This is a genomic window from Acidobacteriota bacterium (assembly GCA_003225175.1).
Taxonomy (GTDB): Bacteria; Acidobacteriota; Terriglobia; order Terriglobales; family Acidobacteriaceae; genus Gp1-AA112.
Genome location: QIBA01000047.1, coordinates 26,074 through 47,837, shown reverse-complemented (window position 1 = coordinate 47,837; position 21,764 = coordinate 26,074). Strand labels below are relative to the sequence as shown.

General features: G+C 55.0%; 18 protein-coding genes. 7 read left to right on the top strand and 11 right to left on the bottom strand.

The annotated features are described in order from the left end of the window. Positions 1 to 11 precede the first annotated feature (11 nt). The 4 genes from ilvB to DMG62_12735 are packed head-to-tail and all read left to right on the top strand — an operon-like array spanning position 12 to position 3,767. The gene (gene ilvB / locus DMG62_12750) at positions 12 to 1,721 is read left to right on the top strand and encodes a biosynthetic-type acetolactate synthase large subunit (GenBank protein ID PYY22590.1); all 1,710 of its coding nucleotides are present in this window, start codon (positions 12 to 14) and stop codon (positions 1,719 to 1,721) included. 2 nt (positions 1,722 to 1,723) lie between these two features. Beyond that, on the top strand, positions 1,724 to 2,290 hold the full coding sequence (locus tag DMG62_12745; GenBank protein PYY22589.1) for an acetolactate synthase small subunit: 567 nt from the start codon (positions 1,724 to 1,726) through the stop codon (positions 2,288 to 2,290). Positions 2,291 to 2,305: 15 nt separating this feature from the next. Further along, complete coding sequence (locus DMG62_12740) at positions 2,306 to 3,379, top strand: ketol-acid reductoisomerase (GenBank protein ID PYY22588.1); 1,074 nt, start codon at positions 2,306 to 2,308, stop codon at positions 3,377 to 3,379. A gap of 13 nt (positions 3,380 to 3,392) precedes the next feature. Next, positions 3,393 to 3,767, top strand: coding sequence for a cupin domain-containing protein (locus DMG62_12735; GenBank protein ID PYY22587.1), 375 nt, complete (start codon positions 3,393 to 3,395; stop codon positions 3,765 to 3,767). Between the two features lie 43 nt (positions 3,768 to 3,810). Here the strand turns inward: DMG62_12735 and DMG62_12730 are convergent, their stop codons facing one another. From DMG62_12730 to DMG62_12690, 9 genes are all read right to left on the bottom strand, one after another. Next, positions 3,811 to 5,196: a Fis family transcriptional regulator gene (locus tag DMG62_12730; GenBank protein PYY22586.1), complete on the bottom strand. Its 1,386-nt coding sequence runs from the start codon at positions 5,194 to 5,196 to the stop codon at positions 3,811 to 3,813. Continuing rightward, entirely contained in the window at positions 5,189 to 6,859 is a 1,671-nt protein-coding gene (locus DMG62_12725; protein PYY22585.1) for a hypothetical protein, read from the bottom strand. Before DMG62_12725 ends, DMG62_12730 begins: the two co-directional genes overlap by 8 nt. Before the next feature lie 112 nt (positions 6,860 to 6,971). Continuing rightward, positions 6,972 to 8,180 (bottom strand): pilus assembly protein PilC, encoded by a 1,209-nt coding sequence (locus DMG62_12720; GenBank protein PYY22584.1) that lies wholly within the window; start codon positions 8,178 to 8,180, stop codon positions 6,972 to 6,974. 47 nt (positions 8,181 to 8,227) lie between these two features. Beyond that, complete coding sequence (locus tag DMG62_12715; GenBank protein PYY22583.1) at positions 8,228 to 9,340, bottom strand: type IV pili twitching motility protein PilT; 1,113 nt, start codon at positions 9,338 to 9,340, stop codon at positions 8,228 to 8,230. 54 nt (positions 9,341 to 9,394) lie between these two features. Continuing rightward, positions 9,395 to 11,110 (bottom strand): type IV-A pilus assembly ATPase PilB, encoded by a 1,716-nt coding sequence (pilB, locus tag DMG62_12710; GenBank protein ID PYY22582.1) that lies wholly within the window; start codon positions 11,108 to 11,110, stop codon positions 9,395 to 9,397. A gap of 425 nt (positions 11,111 to 11,535) precedes the next feature. Beyond that, positions 11,536 to 12,900: an RIP metalloprotease RseP gene (gene rseP, locus DMG62_12705; GenBank protein PYY22581.1), complete on the bottom strand. Its 1,365-nt coding sequence runs from the start codon at positions 12,898 to 12,900 to the stop codon at positions 11,536 to 11,538. A gap of 31 nt (positions 12,901 to 12,931) precedes the next feature. After that, positions 12,932 to 14,149, bottom strand: a complete 1,218-nt coding sequence (locus DMG62_12700) for a 1-deoxy-D-xylulose-5-phosphate reductoisomerase (protein PYY22610.1) — start codon at positions 14,147 to 14,149, stop codon at positions 12,932 to 12,934. 29 nt (positions 14,150 to 14,178) lie between these two features. Beyond that, positions 14,179 to 15,117, bottom strand: a complete 939-nt coding sequence (locus DMG62_12695) for a CDP-archaeol synthase (protein ID PYY22580.1) — start codon at positions 15,115 to 15,117, stop codon at positions 14,179 to 14,181. Positions 15,118 to 15,168: 51 nt separating this feature from the next. Then, positions 15,169 to 16,041: an isoprenyl transferase gene (locus DMG62_12690; protein PYY22579.1), complete on the bottom strand. Its 873-nt coding sequence runs from the start codon at positions 16,039 to 16,041 to the stop codon at positions 15,169 to 15,171. A 36-nt stretch (positions 16,042 to 16,077) separates the two neighbouring features. On the opposite strand from DMG62_12690, the gene DMG62_12685 reads away from it, so the two are divergent. The 3 genes from DMG62_12685 to DMG62_12675 all read left to right on the top strand — a co-directional run bounded on the left by DMG62_12685 (position 16,078) and on the right by DMG62_12675 (position 19,139). After that, positions 16,078 to 16,317 (top strand): hypothetical protein, encoded by a 240-nt coding sequence (locus DMG62_12685; GenBank protein ID PYY22578.1) that lies wholly within the window; start codon positions 16,078 to 16,080, stop codon positions 16,315 to 16,317. Then, positions 16,317 to 18,734: a hypothetical protein gene (locus tag DMG62_12680; protein ID PYY22577.1), complete on the top strand. Its 2,418-nt coding sequence runs from the start codon at positions 16,317 to 16,319 to the stop codon at positions 18,732 to 18,734. The genes DMG62_12685 and DMG62_12680 overlap by 1 nt, the downstream gene beginning before the upstream one ends. A gap of 189 nt (positions 18,735 to 18,923) precedes the next feature. Then, the gene (locus DMG62_12675) at positions 18,924 to 19,139 is read left to right on the top strand and encodes a hypothetical protein (GenBank protein PYY22576.1); all 216 of its coding nucleotides are present in this window, start codon (positions 18,924 to 18,926) and stop codon (positions 19,137 to 19,139) included. Positions 19,140 to 19,203: 64 nt separating this feature from the next. Here the strand turns inward: DMG62_12675 and DMG62_12670 are convergent, their stop codons facing one another. Together DMG62_12670 and DMG62_12665 are read right to left on the bottom strand one after the other, a co-directional pair. After that, positions 19,204 to 20,691, bottom strand: coding sequence for a betaine-aldehyde dehydrogenase (locus DMG62_12670; GenBank protein ID PYY22575.1), 1,488 nt, complete (start codon positions 20,689 to 20,691; stop codon positions 19,204 to 19,206). A gap of 181 nt (positions 20,692 to 20,872) precedes the next feature. Further along, on the bottom strand, positions 20,873 to 21,349 hold the full coding sequence (locus DMG62_12665) for a hypothetical protein (protein PYY22574.1): 477 nt from the start codon (positions 21,347 to 21,349) through the stop codon (positions 20,873 to 20,875). Positions 21,350 to 21,764: the final 415 nt, after the last annotated feature.

Sequence of the window (21,764 nt, the reverse complement as noted above, 5' to 3'; positions counted from 1 at the left end):
GTGAAGAAACCATGAGAACCGGTGCGCAAATCCTGTGGGAGTGCTTGATCGGAGAAGGAGTGAAGCACGTCTTTGGCTATCCCGGCGGCGCGATCCTTCCTGCATACGACGCGCTTTGTGGGTACCCGGAAATTCACCACGTTCTCGTTCGCCACGAGCAAGGCGCTACCCATATGGCAGACGGATATGCGCGAGCTGGAGGCGACGTGGGTGTTGCAATAGCGACATCCGGTCCCGGCGCCACCAATATGGTGACTGGAATCGCTACTGCCATGATGGATTCCTCGCCGATCGTTTGCATCACCGGGCAGGTAGGCAGCAAATTCCTTGGCACCGATGCATTTCAAGAAACCGATATCACTGGCATCACTCTGCCGATCACCAAACATAACTATCTCGTCAAGCGAGCAGAAGATATCGCGCCTACACTGCGTGCGGCTTTTCATCTGGCCCGCAGTGGGCGTCCCGGTCCGGTGCTGGTGGATATCACTAAGGACGCGCAGCAGTCTTCCTGCGAGTTCGACCGCTCCACCTACACTCCCCTGCCAATAACAGAGGGCAAACAGAACTTCGATTCTGATCAGCATGCCGCCGCGATTGCAATGATCAATGCAGCCAAGCGTCCGGTGATTCTCGCCGGTCACGGAGTTCTGCTGTCGAACGCAATGGACGAACTCCGCGAGTTCGCTGAGCGCGCCTCGATCCCGGTTGCCATGACGCTGCTCGGTATCGGAGGCTTTCCTGCCTCGCATCCTCTCAATCTCGGAATGATGGGCATGCATGGAGAGGCATGGGTAAACCACGCCATCCAGGAAGCGGATTTGCTCCTCGCCTTTGGCATGCGCTTCGATGACCGCGTAACCGGCACGCTCAAAACATACGCGCCGAAGGCTAAGAAGATTCACGTTGAGATCGATCCGGCGGAGGTCAACAAGAATGTTCGCGTGGACGTCCCTCTGCTCGGTGACTTGCGCCAGGTTCTTACCCGAATCATTCCCGATTTAGCACGCGCCGATCGGCACAGCTGGCTCGATTACCTGGATGGGCTCAAGGGAGACTCTGCGGTCCGCGATATTCAGAGGCTGCCCGATAATGGTCATCTCTATGCCGCGCATGTCATTCATGATCTGTGGCGCGAGACCGATGGCAATTCCATCGTGGTCACGGATGTAGGCCAGCACCAGATGTGGGAAGCCCAGTATTATAAGCACGAACGGCCGCGTTCACTGATTACTTCCGGCGGACTCGGCACAATGGGATTCGCATTACCGGCAGCCATCGGCGCGAAGTTCGCACGCCCCGACTCCGAAGTTTGGGTCGTCGCAGGGGACGGCGGATTCCAAATGACAATGGCGGAACTGGCCACAGCAGCGCAGGAGGAACTTGACCTGAATATCGCTGTAATCAATAACGGATATCTGGGCATGGTGAGACAGTGGCAGGAGTTCTTCTACGACCGCCGCTATTCCGCAACGCCCCTACTCAGTCCAGATTTCGCCAAACTAGCCGAAGCGTTCGGATTGCTGGGGCTCACGGCGCGCAATCGAGAGCAGGTTGGACCAATGATTCGCGAAGCGCGAAAGCGTCGAGGCACTGCACTAATCAATTTCATGGTGGAACAGGAAGACTCGGTATTTCCCATGGTACCCAGCGGAGCGGCTCTGCACCAGATGATTCGCCGCCCGAGTCCGCTCGTCGAGACCGCGGCATCGGAGGCATGAACATGGTACGCACTTTTATTGTCTACGTTGCCGATCATCCGGGCGTTCTGAACCGGGTTTCATCGCTGTTCCGGCGGCGAGGGTACAACATTGAGTCGCTGACTGTCGGACACACACACTTGCAAGAAATTTCGCGAATGACGGTCGTAGTCGGGATCGATGCTCAAGGAGCACCGCTTGTCGAGGCCAACTTGTACAAACTGCCCGAGGTTCTTCACGTCCATGACATCTCCTCGGTTCCGTCGCTCCATCGCGAATTAGTGATCGTGAAGGTGGCCGCTTCGCAGGACGTGCGGCCGGAAGTAATGCGCGTTGTCGAAGCATTCCGCGCCAGAGTTCTTGAGGTTGCCGTTGAGTCCTTGGTGATCGAAGCCACGGGACCGGAAGACGCGATTGACAGTCTAGTCGAAGGCGTCCGTCCGTACGGAATTCTTGAGATGACGCGCACGGGCCGCGTCGCCATGACTCGAGGAAGCGCTCCTGTCTTTGCTCCGGGGGCGCGCACCCCTAAGGGTGCTGCACCATTTTGGAACTCAGATCACCTCAACCTATTGCGTAACTGTTCCTAAGAAAGGAAATTCTCAATGGCAAACATCTACTACGAAAACTCGGCAGATCTGGCACTGATAAGAGGCAAGAAAGTAGCGGTCTTCGGCTATGGGTCCCAGGGGCATGCACACGCGTTGAACCTTCGCGACAGTGGAGTTCAAGTCCGAATAGCGCTGGAGCTCCAAAGCCGTTCACGAGCGAAGGCGCGCGAGGCCGGATTCGAGGTGCTGGTTCCAAAGGACGCGGCTGCATGGGGCGACATTTTGGTCCTCCTCGTACCCGATACCGTGCAGCCAAAGCTCTATCAGGAGGCTATCGCGCTTGCTCTGTCGGCCGGCAAGACGCTATTGTTCGCACACGGGTTCAATATTCACTTCAAGACCATCGAGCCTCCAGCTAACGTCGACGTCATCATGATCGCGCCAAAATCGCCCGGTCACCGTGTGCGCGAAGTCTTCGCAGAGGGCGGCGGAACACCTGGACTCCTGGCTGTGCATCAAGATGCCAGCGGCAAAGCCAAAGCTCTGGCTCTCTCCTACGCAAAAGGCATCGGCTGCACGCGCGCCGGGGTCATCGAGACGACTTTTGCAGAGGAAACAGAGACGGACCTTTTTGGCGAACAGGCTGTCCTGTGCGGCGGCGTGAGCGCTCTGATCAAAGCCGGATTCGAAACGCTGGTCGAAGCTGGATATCAGCCGGAGATCGCATACTTTGAGTGCATGCATGAGCTCAAGCTGATTGTCGATCTCATGTACCGGGGCGGGCTCAACTTTATGCGCTATTCAGTAAGCGATACGGCTGAATATGGCGACTACACGGGCGGCCCGAAGGTTGTCACAAAAGAGACTTATGCGGCACTGCGGCAAATGCTCGCCGATGTACGCAGTGGGGACTTCGCACGGGAGTGGATTGCGGAGAACGAAAAAGGTCGGCCCTGGTTCAATCAGGTGCGCAGCCGCGAGCGCGAGCACTTAATTGAGCAGGTGGGAGCGAAGTTGCGTTCCATGATGCCGTTCGTCAATCCCACGACTATCGGTCCCGATCAAATGGAGAATCGATCGGAAAGCCCAGCCGAAACAAAGGATGAAAAAAAGGCGGTAGCAGTCTAGAAGGATAACCATTATGGCAGTCTATGACATGAACAAGATGCGTCCCGACTATCTGACACGCGAATATCGGCGAAAGGTAGCAACTGGAGAGAGCCTGACACTCGCGCGACTAGAGGCAAAACAAGGATCGGTAACCAGACCTCATTGCCACGACCAGGAAGAGGTCATTTTCCTCCTCAAAGGCTCCTGGCGCTTCCAATTACCGACAGGCGCAGTGACGCTGCTTCCGAATCAGGTCTTGACGATCCCGCGCGGCGTTGAGCATTCGTCCGAAGTGCTGGAAGACGTCGTCGCAATCGATGTGTGTACACCTCAACGCAAGGACTGGATCACGGGCGAGGATCGCGGACTGCATTCCGATCAAGACGAGAGCCTGTGGGCCGTGTAGAAGCGGGTTCCCGAGAGATCGGTGATTACCGTTTCGGGAAGGTCTAAAGGTTGTACTTCTTCATCAAGTGGCGGAAGGAGCGGTACGAGAGCTTCAACATTTCCGCTGCGCGAGTCTGTACGCCGCCTGACTGCCGCAGCGCTGATTGCAGCATGGAACGCTCAAGGTCGGCGACGTAAGCTTCCATATCGATTCCATCGGCAGGCACTGCCACCGACTCTGGGGATAGAGCCCCCATTGCCTCAGCTGCAACTCGAGCCTTGGAACGCTCCCCAGGAGCGATTACGTTCAGCACTTCACCAATCTCCATCGCGACACCGCGCTCAATCGTGTTTTCCAGCTGGCGGACATTCCCGGGCCAGTCATATGCCATCAGCATCTCAATGGACTCATCAGAGATGCGCAAAATGTTTTTCCCGGCTGCGGGCGCATAGCGTTTGAGGAAATGGTTGGCTAGCAGAGGGATATCTTCCTGTCGAGCCCGTAGAGGAGGAACTTCGATCGGAATCACTGTGATTCTGTAGTAGAGGTCCTCGCGGAACGTCTTTTGCTCGACCATCTCCTGCAGGTCGCGGTTAGTGGCGGCGATCACACGAACATCCACGGGGATTTCAGATGTTCCACCCACCGGACGAATCGTGCGCTCCTGCAAGGCGCGTAGCAGTTTCACCTGCATGGCGAGACTCATCTCGGCGATTTCGTCCAGAAAGATAGTTCCGCCGCTGGCGACTTCAAAAAGGCCTTGTTTATTCTGATTCGCGCCCGTGAAAGCGCCTTTCATATATCCAAAAAGTTCGGTCTCAAGTAGCGTTTCGGGAAAGGCGCCACAGTTGACGGAGACAAACGGTTGTCCGTCTCTCTGCGAACACGAATGGACGGCCCGTGCCACGAGCTCCTTACCGGTTCCACTCTCTCCCTGAATCAGAATTGTGCTGCCCGTCGAAGCTACCGTACGGATCGTTTCTTTGAGCGTATTGATTGCCGGGCTACATCCGATGATATTGTCCATCGAATTACGGCTGGCGGCGTCGCGGCGGAAAGCCTGATTCTGGCGACGCAGTTCGATGACCTCCGCCGCGCGCCCAATCGAGACTCTTACCTCCTCTACAAGCGCGTTTGGCGTTTTCTGAATGTAGTCAAAAGCGCCTGCTTTGACAGCTTGCACGGCGGAATCGAAGTCGCCCGCCGCAGTAATCAGGACAACAGCCGACTCGGGCGACAAGCGGTGTGCGTGCTTCAGCACCTCGATGCCATCAATCTTCGGCATCTTAATGTCGGTGACGATCACGTCGTAGCGAGCCGCTTCCATCTTTCGCAGTGCAGCCTCGCCGGAGCTTACCGTCTCGACTTTGTGCCCTTCCTTCCGTAGTGCGATATCGAGCAACTCGCGAATCGAGCGTTCGTCGTCGCAGACTAAAACGTTAGCCATTCACTCTCTCCGATAAAGCCATAGAGGCGCGCACTCTCTTTTCGGCAACAGTAAGCGCCCGAGGCAGGGCCATGGCCTGTGGGATCTCCACTACGAATTCCGCGCCTTCTCCGGGGGTAGAAACCGCATAAACACGTCCTTTGTGAGCCTGAACAATTTGGTAGACCAAGGCTAATCCAAGGCCAGTACCTCCCTCAAAACTGGATTGAAACGGCTCGAAAATTTTTTCGAGCTGCTCTGGCGGCACACCAACACCACTGTCTTTAAACGACAGCGCCCAATTGCTGCCTCGCGCTTTCAGAGTTATTTTGAGTGAACCTCCGTCAGGCATGGCGCGAAATGCGTTATCACATAGGTTCCACAAAACTTGCTTCAGGCGATCAGGGTCAACGAGAGCTAATGCTTCACGCGCCTCAAAGTTACGAACCAAGCGATACTCGGCACTGCCGCGAGAAGGCCGGTTCTCCATTAAGCGGAGTGTGTCGTCGAGTAAGAGCAGCAAGTCATGTTGGGCAAATTTGTAGTTTTTCTCGCGAGAATAGGAAAGAAAGTCGGAGATGATATTGTTCAGGCGCTCCGACTCACGGCGCACGATGTCAACTAAGACTTGCTGCTCCTCATTGAGCGTCGCCATCGTGGAGAGGACCTGCACTGAGCCCGCGATCGATGACAGCGGATTACGAATCTCGTGCGCAATGCCGGCCGCGAGACGTCCAATCGCAGCGAGCCGATCTCGCTGACGAATTTCATTCTCCAGACGCCTTACCTCCGTCAGATCGGCGAAGGTGTAAACGAAACCAACAATCTCACCATCGTGAATAGTGAGTGGGGTTACTGTAAGGCCGAAGATTTTCTCTCCATCTGGAGTAGCCGCCCGCAACTCATCCTGCACTGGATAGGAATCCTCCTCAGGCATGGGATCAATGAAGACCGTTGAAATGTGAGTCCCCAGCATGTCACTCAGCTTGCGCCCGAGAAAGTTCAGCCCCGGCTGGTTCACGAGATTGATATGGCCTTCGAGATCGGTGGTGATGAGTCCGCCACGCATCGAATGCAGGATGTTCTCCTGCATCACCTGGAGATCTTGCAGCTCGTCGCTCTTTACGTGCAGCTCGACGCCGACTTGCCGCAGCTTCGCGCTTAGATTGCTGGCCAGGTAGGCAATAGCCATGTAGGCGAAGAAATTGACGCCAACCACGAGCTGAACTGACTGCAGATCAGGACGAGACACCGAAAAGGAGCGAATCACCTGGTAGTACGAGAGATCGAGAATTGCGCCGAATGCAATGAAGGAAAGAGCTGCCGCCAGGTACGCCCACCAGCGCGGAAGTAGGATACTGGCGACAATGATGACAAGCGGGTAAAGAAAATTGAAAGAGGTATCGATTCCGCCGGTGATGTAGATGACGGCGGTTGTGAGCGCAAGATCACTGATTACCTGAATGCGCGCTTGTAGGGCAAAGTCTTCCCAGACTGAGTAAAGCAGGAGGAAGAACACGCCCACCGTGTACCAGAGCAGAATGACACTGACGAACGCCCACTCCGACACATTGGTGTGGGTAAGCCGAATGATGGCCAGCCCGATACCAAGCAGGAAGGTGATGATAATGATCCTCACCTTCACCAGCCAGCTCAACCACGTTCGTTCGTCGAATGTACGCATGGGGATCTAAGAATGAACGACCCGGGCCTTGGGTTATGCGAAATTTTTACAACCGTGCATAAACAAATAAAAGTTTGGGCGGAGGCGGTGTCCCGCCTCCGCCCGGATTCGATTAGCCCGAAAGCTTCGCGATCATGGAGAAGAGCGGCATATAGAGTGAGATGACGATCCCGCCGACCGCGACGCCCAGGAATGCGATCATCAACGGCTCCAGCATCGTCAGCAAGTCTTTTGTGGCGGCATCGACTTCGTCTTCGTAGAAGTCGGCGATCTTCTGCAACATGTTGTCCATCGCGCCAGTCGCTTCGCCAACGCCGATCATCTGCGTGACCATGTTCGGGAACACGCCGCATTCTTTGAGAGGATCAACGATGGTGCGGCCTTCCTCGATTGCCTTGCGCACTTTCAGAAGCGCTTGTTCGAGTACAGCGTTGCCGGAGGTACGAGCAGTAATTGAGAGTCCCTCAAGTATGGGGACTCCGGAGGTGATAAGCGTACCTAGAGTTCGAGTAAATCGGGCCACGGCGATCTTTCGCAGCAATACTCCGACGACAGGCAGCTTGAGCAGCAGGTTATCGGTGAGGTACTTGCCCTTGGGATCTTTTCTAACCTGCTTGATGCCAAAGACCGCTGCGATCAAACCTACGATAGCAACCCACCAGAAGTTCTGCACAAATTGGCTGAAACTAATGACGATTCGTGTTGGGAGTGGCAGATCGACACCCAATCCAGCAAACAGCTTTTCAAAAATGGGAACAACGAATTTGAGCAGTGCGCCCACGACGAGCACCGCGATCGTAATAACCGAAACTGGATAGATCAAGGCTGACTTCACCGCAGATTTCAGTTTGACGGCCTTTTCTACATACGTAGCCAGGCGTTGGAGGATGACGTCCAGAATACCGCCGGTCTCACCCGCCTCCACCATGTTTGTGGTCAAATCATCAAAGACTTTCGGGTATTGACGCATGGCGTTGGCGAGAGTCGAGCCGCCTTCCACGGTCACTCGGACGCCTGTGAGCGACTTTTGAAAGGCGGGATTCTCCTGATTAGCCGCCAGAATTTCCAGGCATTGCACAAGTGGCAGACCGGCGTCGATCATGACCGAAAACTGCCGGAAGAAAATGGCGATGTCCTTTACCGGGACCTTGCCGGAACCGAGCGTGGGAAGAGTAAACTCCTTGCCCTTTTCCTTAATCACGATGTTGGCTACGCGCTCTTTGCGCAAGTTCGCCTGGAGCACCTGCTTGTTCGTGGCCTCGCGCTCGCCGGCAACTCTGCTTCCGGAAGCATCGACTCCTGAAAATTTGTAGATCGGCATCGCTCTCTCCTGCGTTTATCGTACGGAGAATAAAATCCCCGTTATTCCTATTTGCGTCCCGCGGCTGGAGCCGCCTTGGCCCCCACGGCCGCCTGTCCGCGATTGATCATCTCCTGCAGCTCGTCTGGCATTGACGAACGCAGTAATGCTGTTTCAAGCGAAATCTGCTTGCTGAAATACAAACTCGCCAAAGACTGATTGAACGTCTGCATTCCGTACTTGTCCTGCCCAGACTGCATTGCTGAGTAAATCTGGTGAATCTTGTCTTCGCGGATCAAGTTGCGTACGGCCGCGTTCGGTACGAGAATCTCCATCGCACAGCTGCGCCCCTGGCCGCCGATCTTTGGCAACAGCGATTGGCAGAGCACCCCTTCGAGAACCAGCGATAGCTGGGCGCGAATCTGGGATTGCTGGTGCGAGGGAAAAACGTCAATTACACGGTTAATCGTGGAAGCGGCTGAGTTCGTGTGCAAGGTGCCGAAAGTGAGGTGGCCCGTTTCAGCGATACGCAACGCTGACTCGATCGTCTCAAGATCGCGCATCTCGCCGATCAGCACGACGTCAGGATCTTCACGCAGCGCTGCGCGCAAGGCATCGCTGAATGATTTCGTATCAGAGTGGACCTCGCGCTGATTGACGAGGCAGTTCTTGTTCTGGTGCACGAACTCGATCGGGTCTTCGATGGTGATGATGTGATCGTGACGCTCGGTGTTGATCTTGTCGATCATGGCCGCGAGCGTAGTCGATTTTCCCGACCCGGTAGGACCCGTAATCAGAATGAGTCCTCTCGGCTTTTCACACAGCTTTGCCACAATGGGAGGAAGGTTTAGTTGTTGGAACGATCTGATCTCATACGGGATCACGCGAAAGACAGCGCCCGTCGCTCCGCGTTGATTAAAGAGATTGCCGCGGAAGCGCGCCAGTCCCTTCAGTCCAAACGAGAAGTCGAGTTCGAGATTCTCTTCAAAGCGGTGCTTCTGCGCGTCCGTCAACACGCTGTAGGCCAGCTGCTTTGTTTCTGACGGAGTGAGCATCGGCATATCCAGAGGCTGGAGATGGCCATGCACTCGCACCTGTGGTGGGGAATTGGTGGAGATGTGAAGATCACTTCCGTTCATCTCCAACATCTTCTTTAACAGATCACTTAGCGTCGCAGTCATTGCTTCCTCTGTTCGAGTCCAGGCTCAATCAGTTTTTCTTCCAACTTGCCGCTACTAGTGCACAGTTTCACGAGCAACCTCTTCCAATGTGGTCATGCCGTCCGCCACCTTCCGCAAACCACTTCCGCGAAGCGTGATCATGCCGTGCTCCATCGCCTTCTTCTTAAGCTCCACAGCAGACGCGCCAACCAGGATCAGTTCGCGAATGTCGTCATCGATCACCATTACTTCGTAAAGGCCAGCGCGTCCCTTGTATCCGCTGCTATTGCATGCCGAGCAGCCTTTCCCTTTCGAGACCTTCGCGGTCTTTAACTGTTCCGGCGTAAAGCCGGCGTCGAGCAGCGCCTGCGGATTTATCTCCATCGGCTCGATGCAATTCGTGCAGATGCGACGCACCAATCGCTGAGCAACGATCAAGTGCACAGCAGTCGCAACCAGGAAGGGCTCAATGCCCATGTTCATAAGTCGGCTGATGGTTTCGGGAGCACCGTTGGTGTGCAGCGTCGAGAGCACAAGGTGGCCCGTAAGAGCAGCCTTGATCGCGATTTCAGCAGTTTCAAAGTCGCGAATCTCTCCGACCAGGATCGTGTTCGGATCCTGACGCAGGAAGGCTCGCAAGGCTGCAGCGAAGTTCAGCCCAATCGCTTCCTTCATCTGCACTTGGTTGACACCGGCAAGCTGAAACTCCACCGGATCTTCGGCAGTCATGATGTTGGTGTCTGGTTTGTTAAGAAGTGAAATGGCCGAGTAGAGTGTGTTGGTCTTGCCTGAACCAGTAGGGCCAGTTACTAGCACCATGCCGTAGGGTTTCAGTACAGCATGCTGGAACTTCGCGAGAGACTCGGCCTCGAAGCCAAGCTTTGTCATGTCGAGCCGCAGATTCTCTTTGTCGAGCAGACGAAGAACGATCTTCTCGCCCCACAGCGTAGGCAGACAGTTCACACGGAAGTCAAGCTGTTTCCTGCGGCCGTGAAGGTTCATCTTCATCATGATGCGGCCGTCTTGCGGCAAACGCTTTTCGCTGATATCGAGCTTCGACATGATTTTGATACGAGAAGTGATTGCATCCTTCAACTTCAACGGGGGCTGCATGATGTTCTGCAATACACCATCAATGCGGAAGCGAACTCGATACTCCTTTTCATATGGCTCGATGTGAATGTCACTGGCGCCGCGCTTGACTGCGTCCGTAAGAATTAAGTTCACCAGCTTTACAATGGGCGCTTCTTCCGCGCTCTTTTCTAAGTCAGAGGCATTAAGCTCTTCGGCGTCCGCCTGCAGCTCCAGCTCGGCCTCTTCGCCCATGGAGGAAATGATGTCCTCGAGGTTCTCCTGCTCCGCCTCCGGCCCGGCGTACGCCTGCTCGATCCGCTCCATGATCGCGGTTTCGGAAGCGACCACCGGCTCAATGTTAAAGCCGGTCATGAACTTGATATCGTCCATGGCGAAGACGTTGGTCGGATCCACCATGGCAATCGTCAGCGACGCGCCGACTCGGCTAAGCGGAAGGATTTGGTGTTTGCGCGCGGTTTCCTGCGGGATAAGCTTTATGACATTAGGATCGATTTCAAAAAATTGCAGATTGATAGCCGGAACGCCGTACTGGCGGCTGAGAAAGTTCGTGACCTCCTCGTCCGTGAGCAGGCCCATCTTTACCAGCACGGATCCAAGGCGACCGCCGGTTTCTCGTTGCTTCCTAAGCGCCTGAGTCAGCTGGTCATGATTAATGACCTTTTCCCGAACCAGGAGATCGCCCAGTCGTTGAGACATACTCTCGCTTCCCCGGACCGGATCGCACCGGCCTCAACAATTCCCTAAATGGATTGGACAACGCGACAGCAACCGCACGGTTTCTGCTGATCGTTACGCGCTCCACGAACCTGTCTTAACAGATAGGCAATGAATCGCAGAATGTGCGAGGTGACATTTATTGTCAACGCAGAAAGGTTACAAACGGAAGAAGGAAAACTACTTAGTTACTAAGGACAGACACCATCGTTATGTACAGAAGCACTCAGCAATCAGCATTGTCATTCAGGCGGTTGTACGGCACTACACGTTGAGGGAAACGATCTGGCGTCAACCACCAGGAATATTTTATGACTGAATGCTGAGTGCCGACTGCTGAGTGCTGATCGAAAAAACAAAACCGGCCTCGAAAAAGACCGGTTCTCGTTTGCTCTGATGTGGCGAGCTTATCGCAGCAATCCTGATAATCCTGGGAGGCTCTTTGTAATGTCGTTGAAGATCACCATCGCCGCGAACAGCACCAGGAAGACGAATGCTGCTTGGTAAATTCGTTCCTTGATGTGCAGGCTGATATCGCGGCGCATCAACCCCTCGATCAGCAGCAGCAGAATCACACCGCCATCCAAAATAGGAATTGGGAACAGGTTGAAGATTCCGAGATTCAAACTGATGCCTGCCATTAAGAGAAGCAGAGGCGTCCAGCCTGGCTCGCGAGCAGCCTCACCCGAAACCTTCGCGATGTCGATGGGACCGCTCATCATCTTGACTGAAACCTTGCGCTGTACCATCTTCTCGACGAGTTCCACTAACAGGAAAGCGTATTTCTTGTTTGTCTCTACCGATCGGCTTAAAGCTTCCGAGAAAGTCAGCCGGTCAATGTGCTGCCGTACGCCGGGCGAGAAACCAATCCGGTATCGCTCCGCGCCCTCGCCATTCGGGGCCAGCACTGGGGTCATTTGATAGTTGCTGGTTTTGCCGGCGCGCATTACCGTCACCTCGACGGGCTTGCCTTTGTCCTGCTGCAAGAAGTGAGTTAACTCACCGATGGAATGAAGTGCCGTTCCATTAATGGCAAGGATCTCGTCTCCCTTGCGGATCCCCGCCTTGTAAGCAGGCATATTCTCTTCCATGCCCTCGACGGTAATCCCACCGGCAGGTTCGAGGCCGGCTTCTCCGGCATGGCTCGGACCATAAGTATCAGGTATTAGCGTCGAAGAAATGCTCTTATCGCCACGTTTCAGTGTGATTGGTAGTGGCTGTTGCGGGCTAATCGTGATCTTTGCCTTGGTGTCTTCCCAAAGTGGATTCGAGACTCCGTCGATCTGCGTAATCAAATCTCCCGGCATCAGACCCGCTTTTGCGGCAGGAGAGTTCTCCTCTACCCATCCGACTCGCGTGGGTTGATCGAGATACCAGTCGTGCGAGTAGTGCACCATGAATACGCCGGTGACAATTCCAACCGCGAGCAGGATGTTCATCGTTGGACCGGCAACGGCGATGAGGAGCCTTTGCCAGCGCGGATGAGAGACAAATTCACCTGGATCCCCAGTACGAGCATCCATAGGATTTTCGCCTGCCATCTTGACGTAGCCGCCGAGAGGCAGCGCGCTAATCCGATAATCAGTGTCGCCGCGCCGGAACCCGAAAAGGCGCTTTCCAAATCCGAGAGAAAAGACGTCCACGCGAACGCCGCACAACTTTGCCACCGCGTAGTGGCCGAATTCGTGCACTAGAATCATCACTCCGAGCACAAACGCTACCGCCACAACTGCATACGCGGTACCTACAAGAAAACTAGTCAATGTTTGCATCTTAAGATTTCAATGTTTCCAAGGCCGGAGCTTAAAGAGTGTACACCCCCAATGCTGGGAATGAGGGCTTTTCGAACCCTGTCACCTCGGCAGCAAAGGCCCTTGCTTCGACATCAATCTGCAGTACTTGTTTAATAGATTCAGGATGCGATGGAGTAGTTTCGTCCAGCACCCGTTTTATTGTCCTGGGGATCTCCTCAAAACCGATCACACCGTCCAAAAACGCTGCAACTGCAACCTCATCGGCTGCATTGAGGGCAATGGTTTTAGCTCCCCCGGCCTCGGCTGCTTCGTACGCTAGTTTGAGGCAAGGGAATTTCTCCATATCAGGAGCACAGAAATCGAGCTTTCTTAAGCTGGTTAAGTCGAACTTCAACCCTGATTCCAGCCGCTCCGGATAGGTCAATGCATACAGGATGGGAAGCCGCATGTCTGTCACCGACAGTTGAGCAAGAATGCTGCCGTCGCGGAATTCCACCAAAGAGTGAATCGTTGATTGCGGATGGACAATCACCTTGACCTGCGCGGGAGGCAGATTGAAAAGCCGGCAAGCTTCGATGACTTCGAATCCCTTGTTCATCAAAGTTGCAGAATCAATGGTGATCCGCTTCCCCATTTTCCAGGTCGGATGATTGAGCGCCTGCTGCACAGTGATGTTGCTGAATTCAGACTTTGGGGTGTTCAGGAATGGGCCACCGGAAGCTGTCAGCCACACCGCTGTGACTTCAGCGAGACTGCCTCCACGCATGCACTGGTGGACCGCGTTGTGTTCGCTGTCGATTGGGAGTAGCGGCTTTTGCTGGCGTCGAGCCTCGGTGGTAATCAATTCACCAGCCGCTACCAGACACTCTTTGTTTGCCAGTCCAACCCACTTCCCCGCCCGGACTGCCTCATACGTCGCTTCCAGACCAGCAACACCAACGATGGCGCTCACCACAAAATCAGCGTCATGATGAGTGGCAACCTGAACTGTGCCGGCCGCGGCGGAAAGAACGGGAATCCGCAGACCTACCGCATTGAGCAGATTTTTCAGCTCAGACGCTCGCTCCTCGGTAGCCATTGAAATCAGCTTGGGCTGCCATCTGCGACATTGCTCGAATGCAATTTCAACATTGTTCCCGGCCGCAAGTGATGTCACGCTAAAGCGTTCCGGGTAAGCTTCAACGATCTTTAGCGTGCTGACGCCGATGGATCCCGTGGAACCAAGGATGGCTATCCGGCGCTTGGAATCGGGAGAAACTTCCAGCAGAGAAGCTGGATTGAGAGGATTACTCACGTCTAGAAGTTTATTTTGCGGAAAGAACAATAGTACCACAGTACTGGTGACGCCAGCAGCAAGGCATCAACTCGATCGAGTATGCCGCCATGTCCCGGAAGTAGTCTTCCCGAGTCCTTGATGTCGGCGCCGCGCTTCATCATTGACTCCACAAGGTCCCCAAGCTGAGCAGCGATGTTGATTGATACCGAAACTAAGATAGCCATCCAGATGGCATTGGGCGCGGGACTCGGCTTCGCCGAAAGGACGCTCTCACCTGCCAATAGCTTCCAGTCGTAAAGCCTTTCGGCGATAGGACGGTTATAAACCAACATCAAGGTTCCAGCGATCATACTGCCAACTATCGACGCAGCCGCGCCCTCCCATGATTTGCCAGGACTGATACGCGGCGCCAATCGATGCCGACCGATTGCGCCTCCCACATAGTAGGCGCAGATATCGCCTGCCCACACCACGAGCAATAAATAAAGAATCGCGAATGCTCCATCCGGGATTAGACCGCGAGTAAAGAGGAGGAATCCCAAAGTGATACCGATATATGGCAGCGCGATGTATGACACCGCCGCGGAAGGAAGCGCCTGACGCAAGTCTTCTGTTTGCATAGCGGCCACCAGCAACACAAAAGGCATGAGACTCACCATGACGAGCAGAATCTGGTATTGCGTCCAGGGATCGCGCAGCGTCTGCAAACCTGGTAAACCCAGGGGACGCACCTGACGGATCACAACCGAAACATAATAGTAGCCGAGCACTGCGAGCACAGCGACGTACGTGAGTGTCCGCAACGGCTTCAGATTGTGCGCAGCCGCAATGTTCAAGTACTCATCTGCGCATGGCAAAGCGATGATGGCGAGAATGAGGGCAAACAGCCAGAACGGCGCTTTGAAAACCGCCAGCACTACGAGAGGAATGAGGACAATTGCGGTGAGAACGCGCTGCATTGCAGAAATTAAATCATCCCGAGGAGTCGCGCGAAAGTGATTGAAAGGTGTCTATTTGTGCAGGGCCAGCTCGCTGGCGAGCGAATCATCCGGCCGAGTACCGTTTCCAGAGACGCGCTGAGCACGTCCGTTGGAGGAAGCGCTGAGCCCACCGTAGCGCCGATCGCGACGTTGATAGTCGGCGATAGCCTCAAGCAGATCAACGCCTTCAAAATCAGGCCACAACTTGCCAGTCACATAAATTTCGGCATACGCGATCTGCCAGAGTAGAAAATTGCTGACGCGTAGCTCGCCACTCGTGCGAATTACCAAATCGGGATCTGGCATCGTGCCATACAAATGACGGCTCACGACTTCTTCATCGATGTGGAGATGATCGATCCCGCCATTGTTCCTGGCCGCAGTGATGATTGCGCGGAAGGCGTCCACGATCTCTGCGCGTGCTCCGTAGTTGAGCGCCAGTGTCAAAACCATGCCTGTATTGCCGGCAGTCGCCTCTTCAGCCCACTTCAGTCGTTCCTGCACCGTCTTCGGCAACTCATGGATGCGGCCAATGCACGTAAGGCGCACATTGTTCCGATTCAGACGCGGAACTTCCTGCTTGAGGTACTGACGCAGCAACTGCATCAGAAAATCTACTTCCGTGCGCGGGCGTCGCTTCCAGTTCTCTGCGGAGAACGCGTATAGCGTCAAGTAAGACAAACCGATTCGCGCCGCAGTCTCTACTACGCCTCGTACTGTCTGAACTCCGCTACGATGTCCCACAAACCGGGGCAAGTGTCGCCGGTTCGCCCAGCGTCCATTCCCATCCATGATGATCGCTATGTGCTGCGGCACGTGGCCAGGGTTGAGGCGCGAATAAACCGCTCGCTCCTTTGCCGACAGCTCATCGACGTTGCTACTGTTTTCTTGCAAGTGCTTCATGACGCAAAGTAGTAAGTTATCACAGAGGGTTGCGGAATGTCATGGGCTTTCATTAGCGCCGGATTGTGCAACGGAGCACTCGGTGGAATCTTCGACTTTCACTGGGTTGAAGCCGATTGCCAGGCCGGTGTTCGCGCTCGAACACTGGGTGCTGTTTTCGGAACATTGCGGTTCCACATCTATCCAATCACTACCCACAAACAACTACTTGCATCGCAACTGCCTGGCCCTGAAAATGCACACCAGCCGAGAGAAAGCTGTCTGGAGAAGTATTGATGATGATCATCCGGGATCTCAGTTATTCCCTTCGCCGTCTGCGCAATTCACCGGGCTTCGCACTTACAGCGGTTCTCACGCTTGCTCTTGGCATGGGAGTTACGACTGCCGTATATAGCGTGATCCAGGCGGTACTGCTCAACAGCCTGCCCTTTCCGCATCCCGAACAACTGTACGTTTTCCGCGAGTCCGCGAAGGCGCAAGCTATGAGCGTTGCCTGGCCGAACTTCGAAGAGTGGCGGGCGCAGCAACATTCTTTTGAAGGACTCGCGGCCTACGACTTAAAGCACTTCGATTACTTCGACGGAACCCACACCAGTTTGCCGCGCGCAGCAAGAGTGACCGCCGAGTTCTTTCCTCTCCTCGGCGCTCGTCCATTTCTTGGCCGACTATTCAGTGCCAATGAGGACAAGCCGGGCGCTCCGGCAGTCGTGATGCTGAGCCATTCGTTTTGGCAAAATCAGCTTCACGGCGATTCCAAAATAGTTGGATCGTCGGTAAACCTGAGCGGCAAACCATACAGCATCGTCGGAGTGATGCCGCCAGAGTTTCACTTCTTCCTCAGCCGTCCCGAAGACATGTATGTGCCGCTTGGTCCCGAGGCTGCCGATCCTTCATTCAATAATCGGACGGCGCATGGAAGTATCAGTGTGCTGGCTCGTCCGCGTCCTGGAGTTACCGAGAATGCAGCGCGCGCTGAACTGGAGGGAATTGCAGCGCGGATCGCAGCTGAGTATCCGGCCACCAATGGCGATCATTCGGTGCTGATGTATCGTCTGCAGGAAAACTACTTCAAGTCCATTCGTCCGGTGCTTTCGTTGTTGATGGCGGCGGTAGCGATCGTCCTCCTCGTCGGCTGTGCCAATGTCAGCAACTTGCTGCTAACGCGTAGTGCCGACCGGGAACGGGAATATGCCGTTCGCGCTGCTCTCGGTGCGAGCGGATATCGCATCTTTCAGCAATCCCTGGGCGAGAGCCTTTGGCTGGCTGTATTCGCCGGAGCCTCCGGCGTTCTAATCGCATATGCATCTTTGCCGTTCTTGCTGAGGTTGGGGCCGCAAGATATTCCGCGCCTTGGAGACACGGCGATCCGATGGCCGGTATTGACGTTTAGCTTTGCCGTGACCGCGGCCATCGCCATTGTTTGCAGCGTGCTCCCCGGCTGGGCTACCTTGCGCATCGCCCCGGAGCAGGCATTACGCAGTCATTCAGTTTCTGCCTATGCCGGACATCGCCGGCAAGTGATTCGCTCTTCCCTGCTCGTCGCCGGGGTGGCGGTCACGATTGTGCTGGTTGCCGGAACTGGACTGTTGCTTCAGAGCCTGCGAAAGACGCTCGCAGTGAATCCAGGCTTTGTACCCGAGCACCTGCTGAGCCTGGATATCGTACTCACCGGCGAGAAATACAAGGCGCAACAAGCAAGTCAGAGCTTCTTTTCTACGGCAGTCGATCGGCTGCGAGCCGTCGCCGGCGTGATTGATGTCGGAAACGTATGCACCCCACCATTGGTTGGCGAATGCGGAGACTACTTCTATACCATTCCGGGCCGAATACAGCCTGATGATCCGAATCTGCCGATTGCGTTGCACAACGTTGCAGACGAAAACTATTTTCGCGCTGCGGGAATTCGCACTATTTCGGGAAGGACGTTTCTCTCGACAGATAACGCATCCTCAGCTCACGTTACGGTCGTCAATCAGACGTTCGCGCGCAAATGGTGGCCGACTGGGGACGCCGTAGGACATATGCTTCGCTTTGGCGGTCGAGGCGAGGCCGGTGACCTGCTGCAGATCGTCGGGGTCGTGGACGATGTAAAGCAGTTCGGGTTCGATGCTGAAACGGAACCTGAAATGTTTGTCCCTGAAGCCCAAGGACAACACAGCACCATGGTGCTGCTGGTGCGCACCAGCGGAAATCCGGAAAGCATCGCAGCCGCCGCCGAAACCGCAATTCACACTATCGACAAAGAAGTTCCAGTCCGCATTCACCCGATGAGCTACTACTTGTCGCAGAGCCTGCGCCAGCGGCAGTTCCTCACTCTGCTGCTATCGATCTTTGCTGGCTTGGCCTTGTTTCTTGCAGCTCTGGGAGTTTTCGGCGTGGCTGCTTATGCCGTCGCATCTAGAAAAGCGGAGATCGCAGTGCGCATCGCCCTCGGCGCTCAACCACAGAGCGTAAAGCGGTGGATCACGGCTCAAATCGTACGGAAGGTCGCACTTGGATGCCTAGTTGGTCTGCTCGGAGCGTTGCTTTCTACTCGTTTGGTTCGCGATCTACTCTATGGCGTCTCGCCCACAGATCCGTTTGTATTGGGTGCTACTTGCGTGTTGTTGATTACAGGCGCTTTGCCGGCCGCTTGGATTCCAGCTCGGCGGGCCGCCTCGATCGATCCTATGCAGACGCTGCGAGCGGAATGATGCGCACTCGCAAAGCAAGAAGCAACAGCGGCTTAAGAAGCAGTCGGGAAACGCTTCCGTGGAGCACCGGAGACTCAGGGGCACAAGCTGCGGGTCGCAAGGAAAGTGATGCAAAAGTATCGCTCAGTCCTGAAGAGACTTGCTAAGAGCTAAGGATCTACTTGCATTTTTCGAGGGCTTCAGCTCAGCTTGAGGTCCACGAACGACGTCAAAATACCTGATGTCACCCCTCAGGCCGTAGCATGGCAGCCGCATTTGCCCATTGAATCTGAGGCGGGCTGGGGTCTGCCGTTTGATCAGCAGCGAAAACAGCAGATCCCCCGCGCCACAACAACAGCCGACACATCAGCTGCTATGGGCGCAGGGCGCTGGATGAAAGGCGCTAACCAAATTGAGGGTAAATAACTTACGATACGAAACAAAGAGGCCGGAGGACTCTTCCGGCCTCTTCCTATTATAGGAATCCAGCTCAGTTAATCTTCACGCAAACCGCTTTGGTCTCGGTGTAGAGCTCCAGAGCTTCTTTACCCATTTCACGGCCCCATCCGGATTGCTTGTAACCGCCGAAAGGCATGGCCGCGTCGAAGACGTTGTAGCAGTTGATCCACACCGTACCGGCCTTCAGTTTATTCGCTAGAGCGTGGGCTTTGCCGATGTCTTTCGTCCAAATGCCCGCCGCAAGTCCATAGCTAGTGTTGTTGGCTTCGGCGGCGATCTCGCCGACACTCTTGAAAGGCATCGCTGTAACCACCGGCCCAAAAATCTCCTCTTGCACCACTTTCATTTTGGGATTGGTGTTGACCAGAACCGTCGGCTCAACGAAATAACCACGATTGCCGACTTTCTTCCCACCAACCACCGCCTTCGCACCTTCATTCAGGCCTGCCTCCATGTAGCCGCACACGCGCCGGAACTGCTCTTCGGAAACCAGCGGTCCCATCTGCGTGTCGGTGTTCATACCTGGACCCACACGGATCTTTTTCGCCGATTCCGACACACCCTCGACTACCTTGTCGAAGATTTTGTCTTCCACGAAGAGACGAGAGCCGGCGCAGCAGCATTGTCCGTGATTGAAGAAGATCGCGTTGGCAGCGCCTGCAGTCGCTTTGTTCACATCGGCATCGTCAAAAACGATGTTCGGCGACTTGCCGCCCAACTCGAGAGTCACCTTCTTCAGATTTCCGGCGGCAGCGTGAACAATCAACTTTCCGACTTCGGTAGAGCCGGTGAAGGCGATCTTGTCCACATCTGGATGGGCTGCCAGCGCAGCGCCGGCAGTTTCGCCGAAGCCGGTGACAATGTTCAACACACCGGGAGGAAGTCCAGCTTCCATCGCCAGTTCCCCCAGACGCACTGCAGACAGAGGAGTCTGCTCGGCCGGTTTGAGAACGACGGTGCATCCAGTCGCGAGCGCAGGTCCAAGTTTCCATGCCGCCATCAGCAGCGGGAAGTTCCACGGGATGATCTGTCCGACGACTCCGATAGGCTCACGTCGAGTGTAGGCGAAGAATGGTCCCGCAATGGGAATCGTGTTGCCCTCGATCTTAGTTGACCATCCTGCCATGTAGCGAAATAGATCGACGGCGAGCGGAACGTCGGCAACGCGCGAGACCGAAATCGGCTTACCGTTGTCCAGAGTTTCAAGTTCGGCGAATTCTTCAGTGTGCTCTTCGAGCAGATCGGCGATTTTCCAGATGATACGACCACGCTCGCTCGCCGACATCTTGGTCCAGGGACCATTCTCAAATGCGCGGCGCGCCGCCTTTACCGCGGCATCGATATCTGCCTTGTCGCCTTCAGCCACTCGGGCGAGGACTTCACCTGTTGCGGGATCGATGGAATCAAATGTCTTACCCGACGAAGCAGCGACCCATCTGCCGTCGATTAGAAGTTTCCTTGGGGTTGCTAAGAATTGACTGACTGCATCTTGCATCTGCAGCGGAGTTGCTGTTGCCATACTGCCTCCTCAGAAGTGAGGTTGGAAGGAACTGGGGCATCTTACCACTGGACGGTAGTACCCGGGGAGCACAGCCGGGGGAAGAGCGAACACGAAGGATACGAAGTGCTCACCAAGGACACGAAGGAGCTTCGTGACGTCTCGCTGTGCGCCTTCGTGACCTTCGTGTTGTCTTTGGGGATTAAGCCGCCGCAGCTTTCCTACGCTGCTCGCGGACGCGCTCCACATTTTTGGTGATGCTCTCAACCTTCTGCTGTGCCTCAGGTGAGCTGGTAAGGAAATCTTCAATTCTTTTCCAGAACATTGGGTTGACCGTCTCGCGTAATCCGGAGAGAAACGGTTTCAGCTTCACGTAGTTGAAGATCATTTCGTTGCAGTTGTCGAGGAACAGGTGCTGATCGAGCGCACCACGTGCCACGAATGACATCGCCATGTCCCAATAGGAAGTTACCTGGCGGAAGTAAGCGAACTCCTTTCCTCCGGCGCCGAAGAGTTTGCCAAGCTCCTCAAAACTGCTCGGCCAGAAGTCGAAAGTCATGAACTTGCGGGCTTCGCGCATCACCGGTTCGCATCGCATTTGATACAAGCGCAAAATGATGTCGACATCGCCGTGCGTTGCTTTGTTGGTCATACCTGGAGAGAGAGTCTGATCAGCCATTGCGGAACTCCTTTTGAATATGGATGGGCGATCGCTATCGTAACCGATTTCCGCATCTCCAGGCACCGTCATGCGCTGATAAGTTGTACAAAACTGCCCCAAACTGGCTTTGAATGTGCCTCAAAAGTGCATCTGGAGTGCCTCAAAAATGCTCGAATTGACGCCGAATGAGGCACTGAGGATCAGAAGCTGAAACTGCACAGACATCTTCTATTAGAACGTATCAGGACGCGCTTTCACGGCGCACTTTATCGGATTTGCAAATTTCGCTGAGATGGCGGCTAGCGTTCGAGGCAATTTGGCCTATGGGGGTACTCTGAATCCGAATGGACGAGGCTAAATCGGTTTATCTTCGCCCTCAAGACCTGAACCGATCCGGAGTTACTGGACCTCCGCTCCCAGGCCAGCGGCAAAG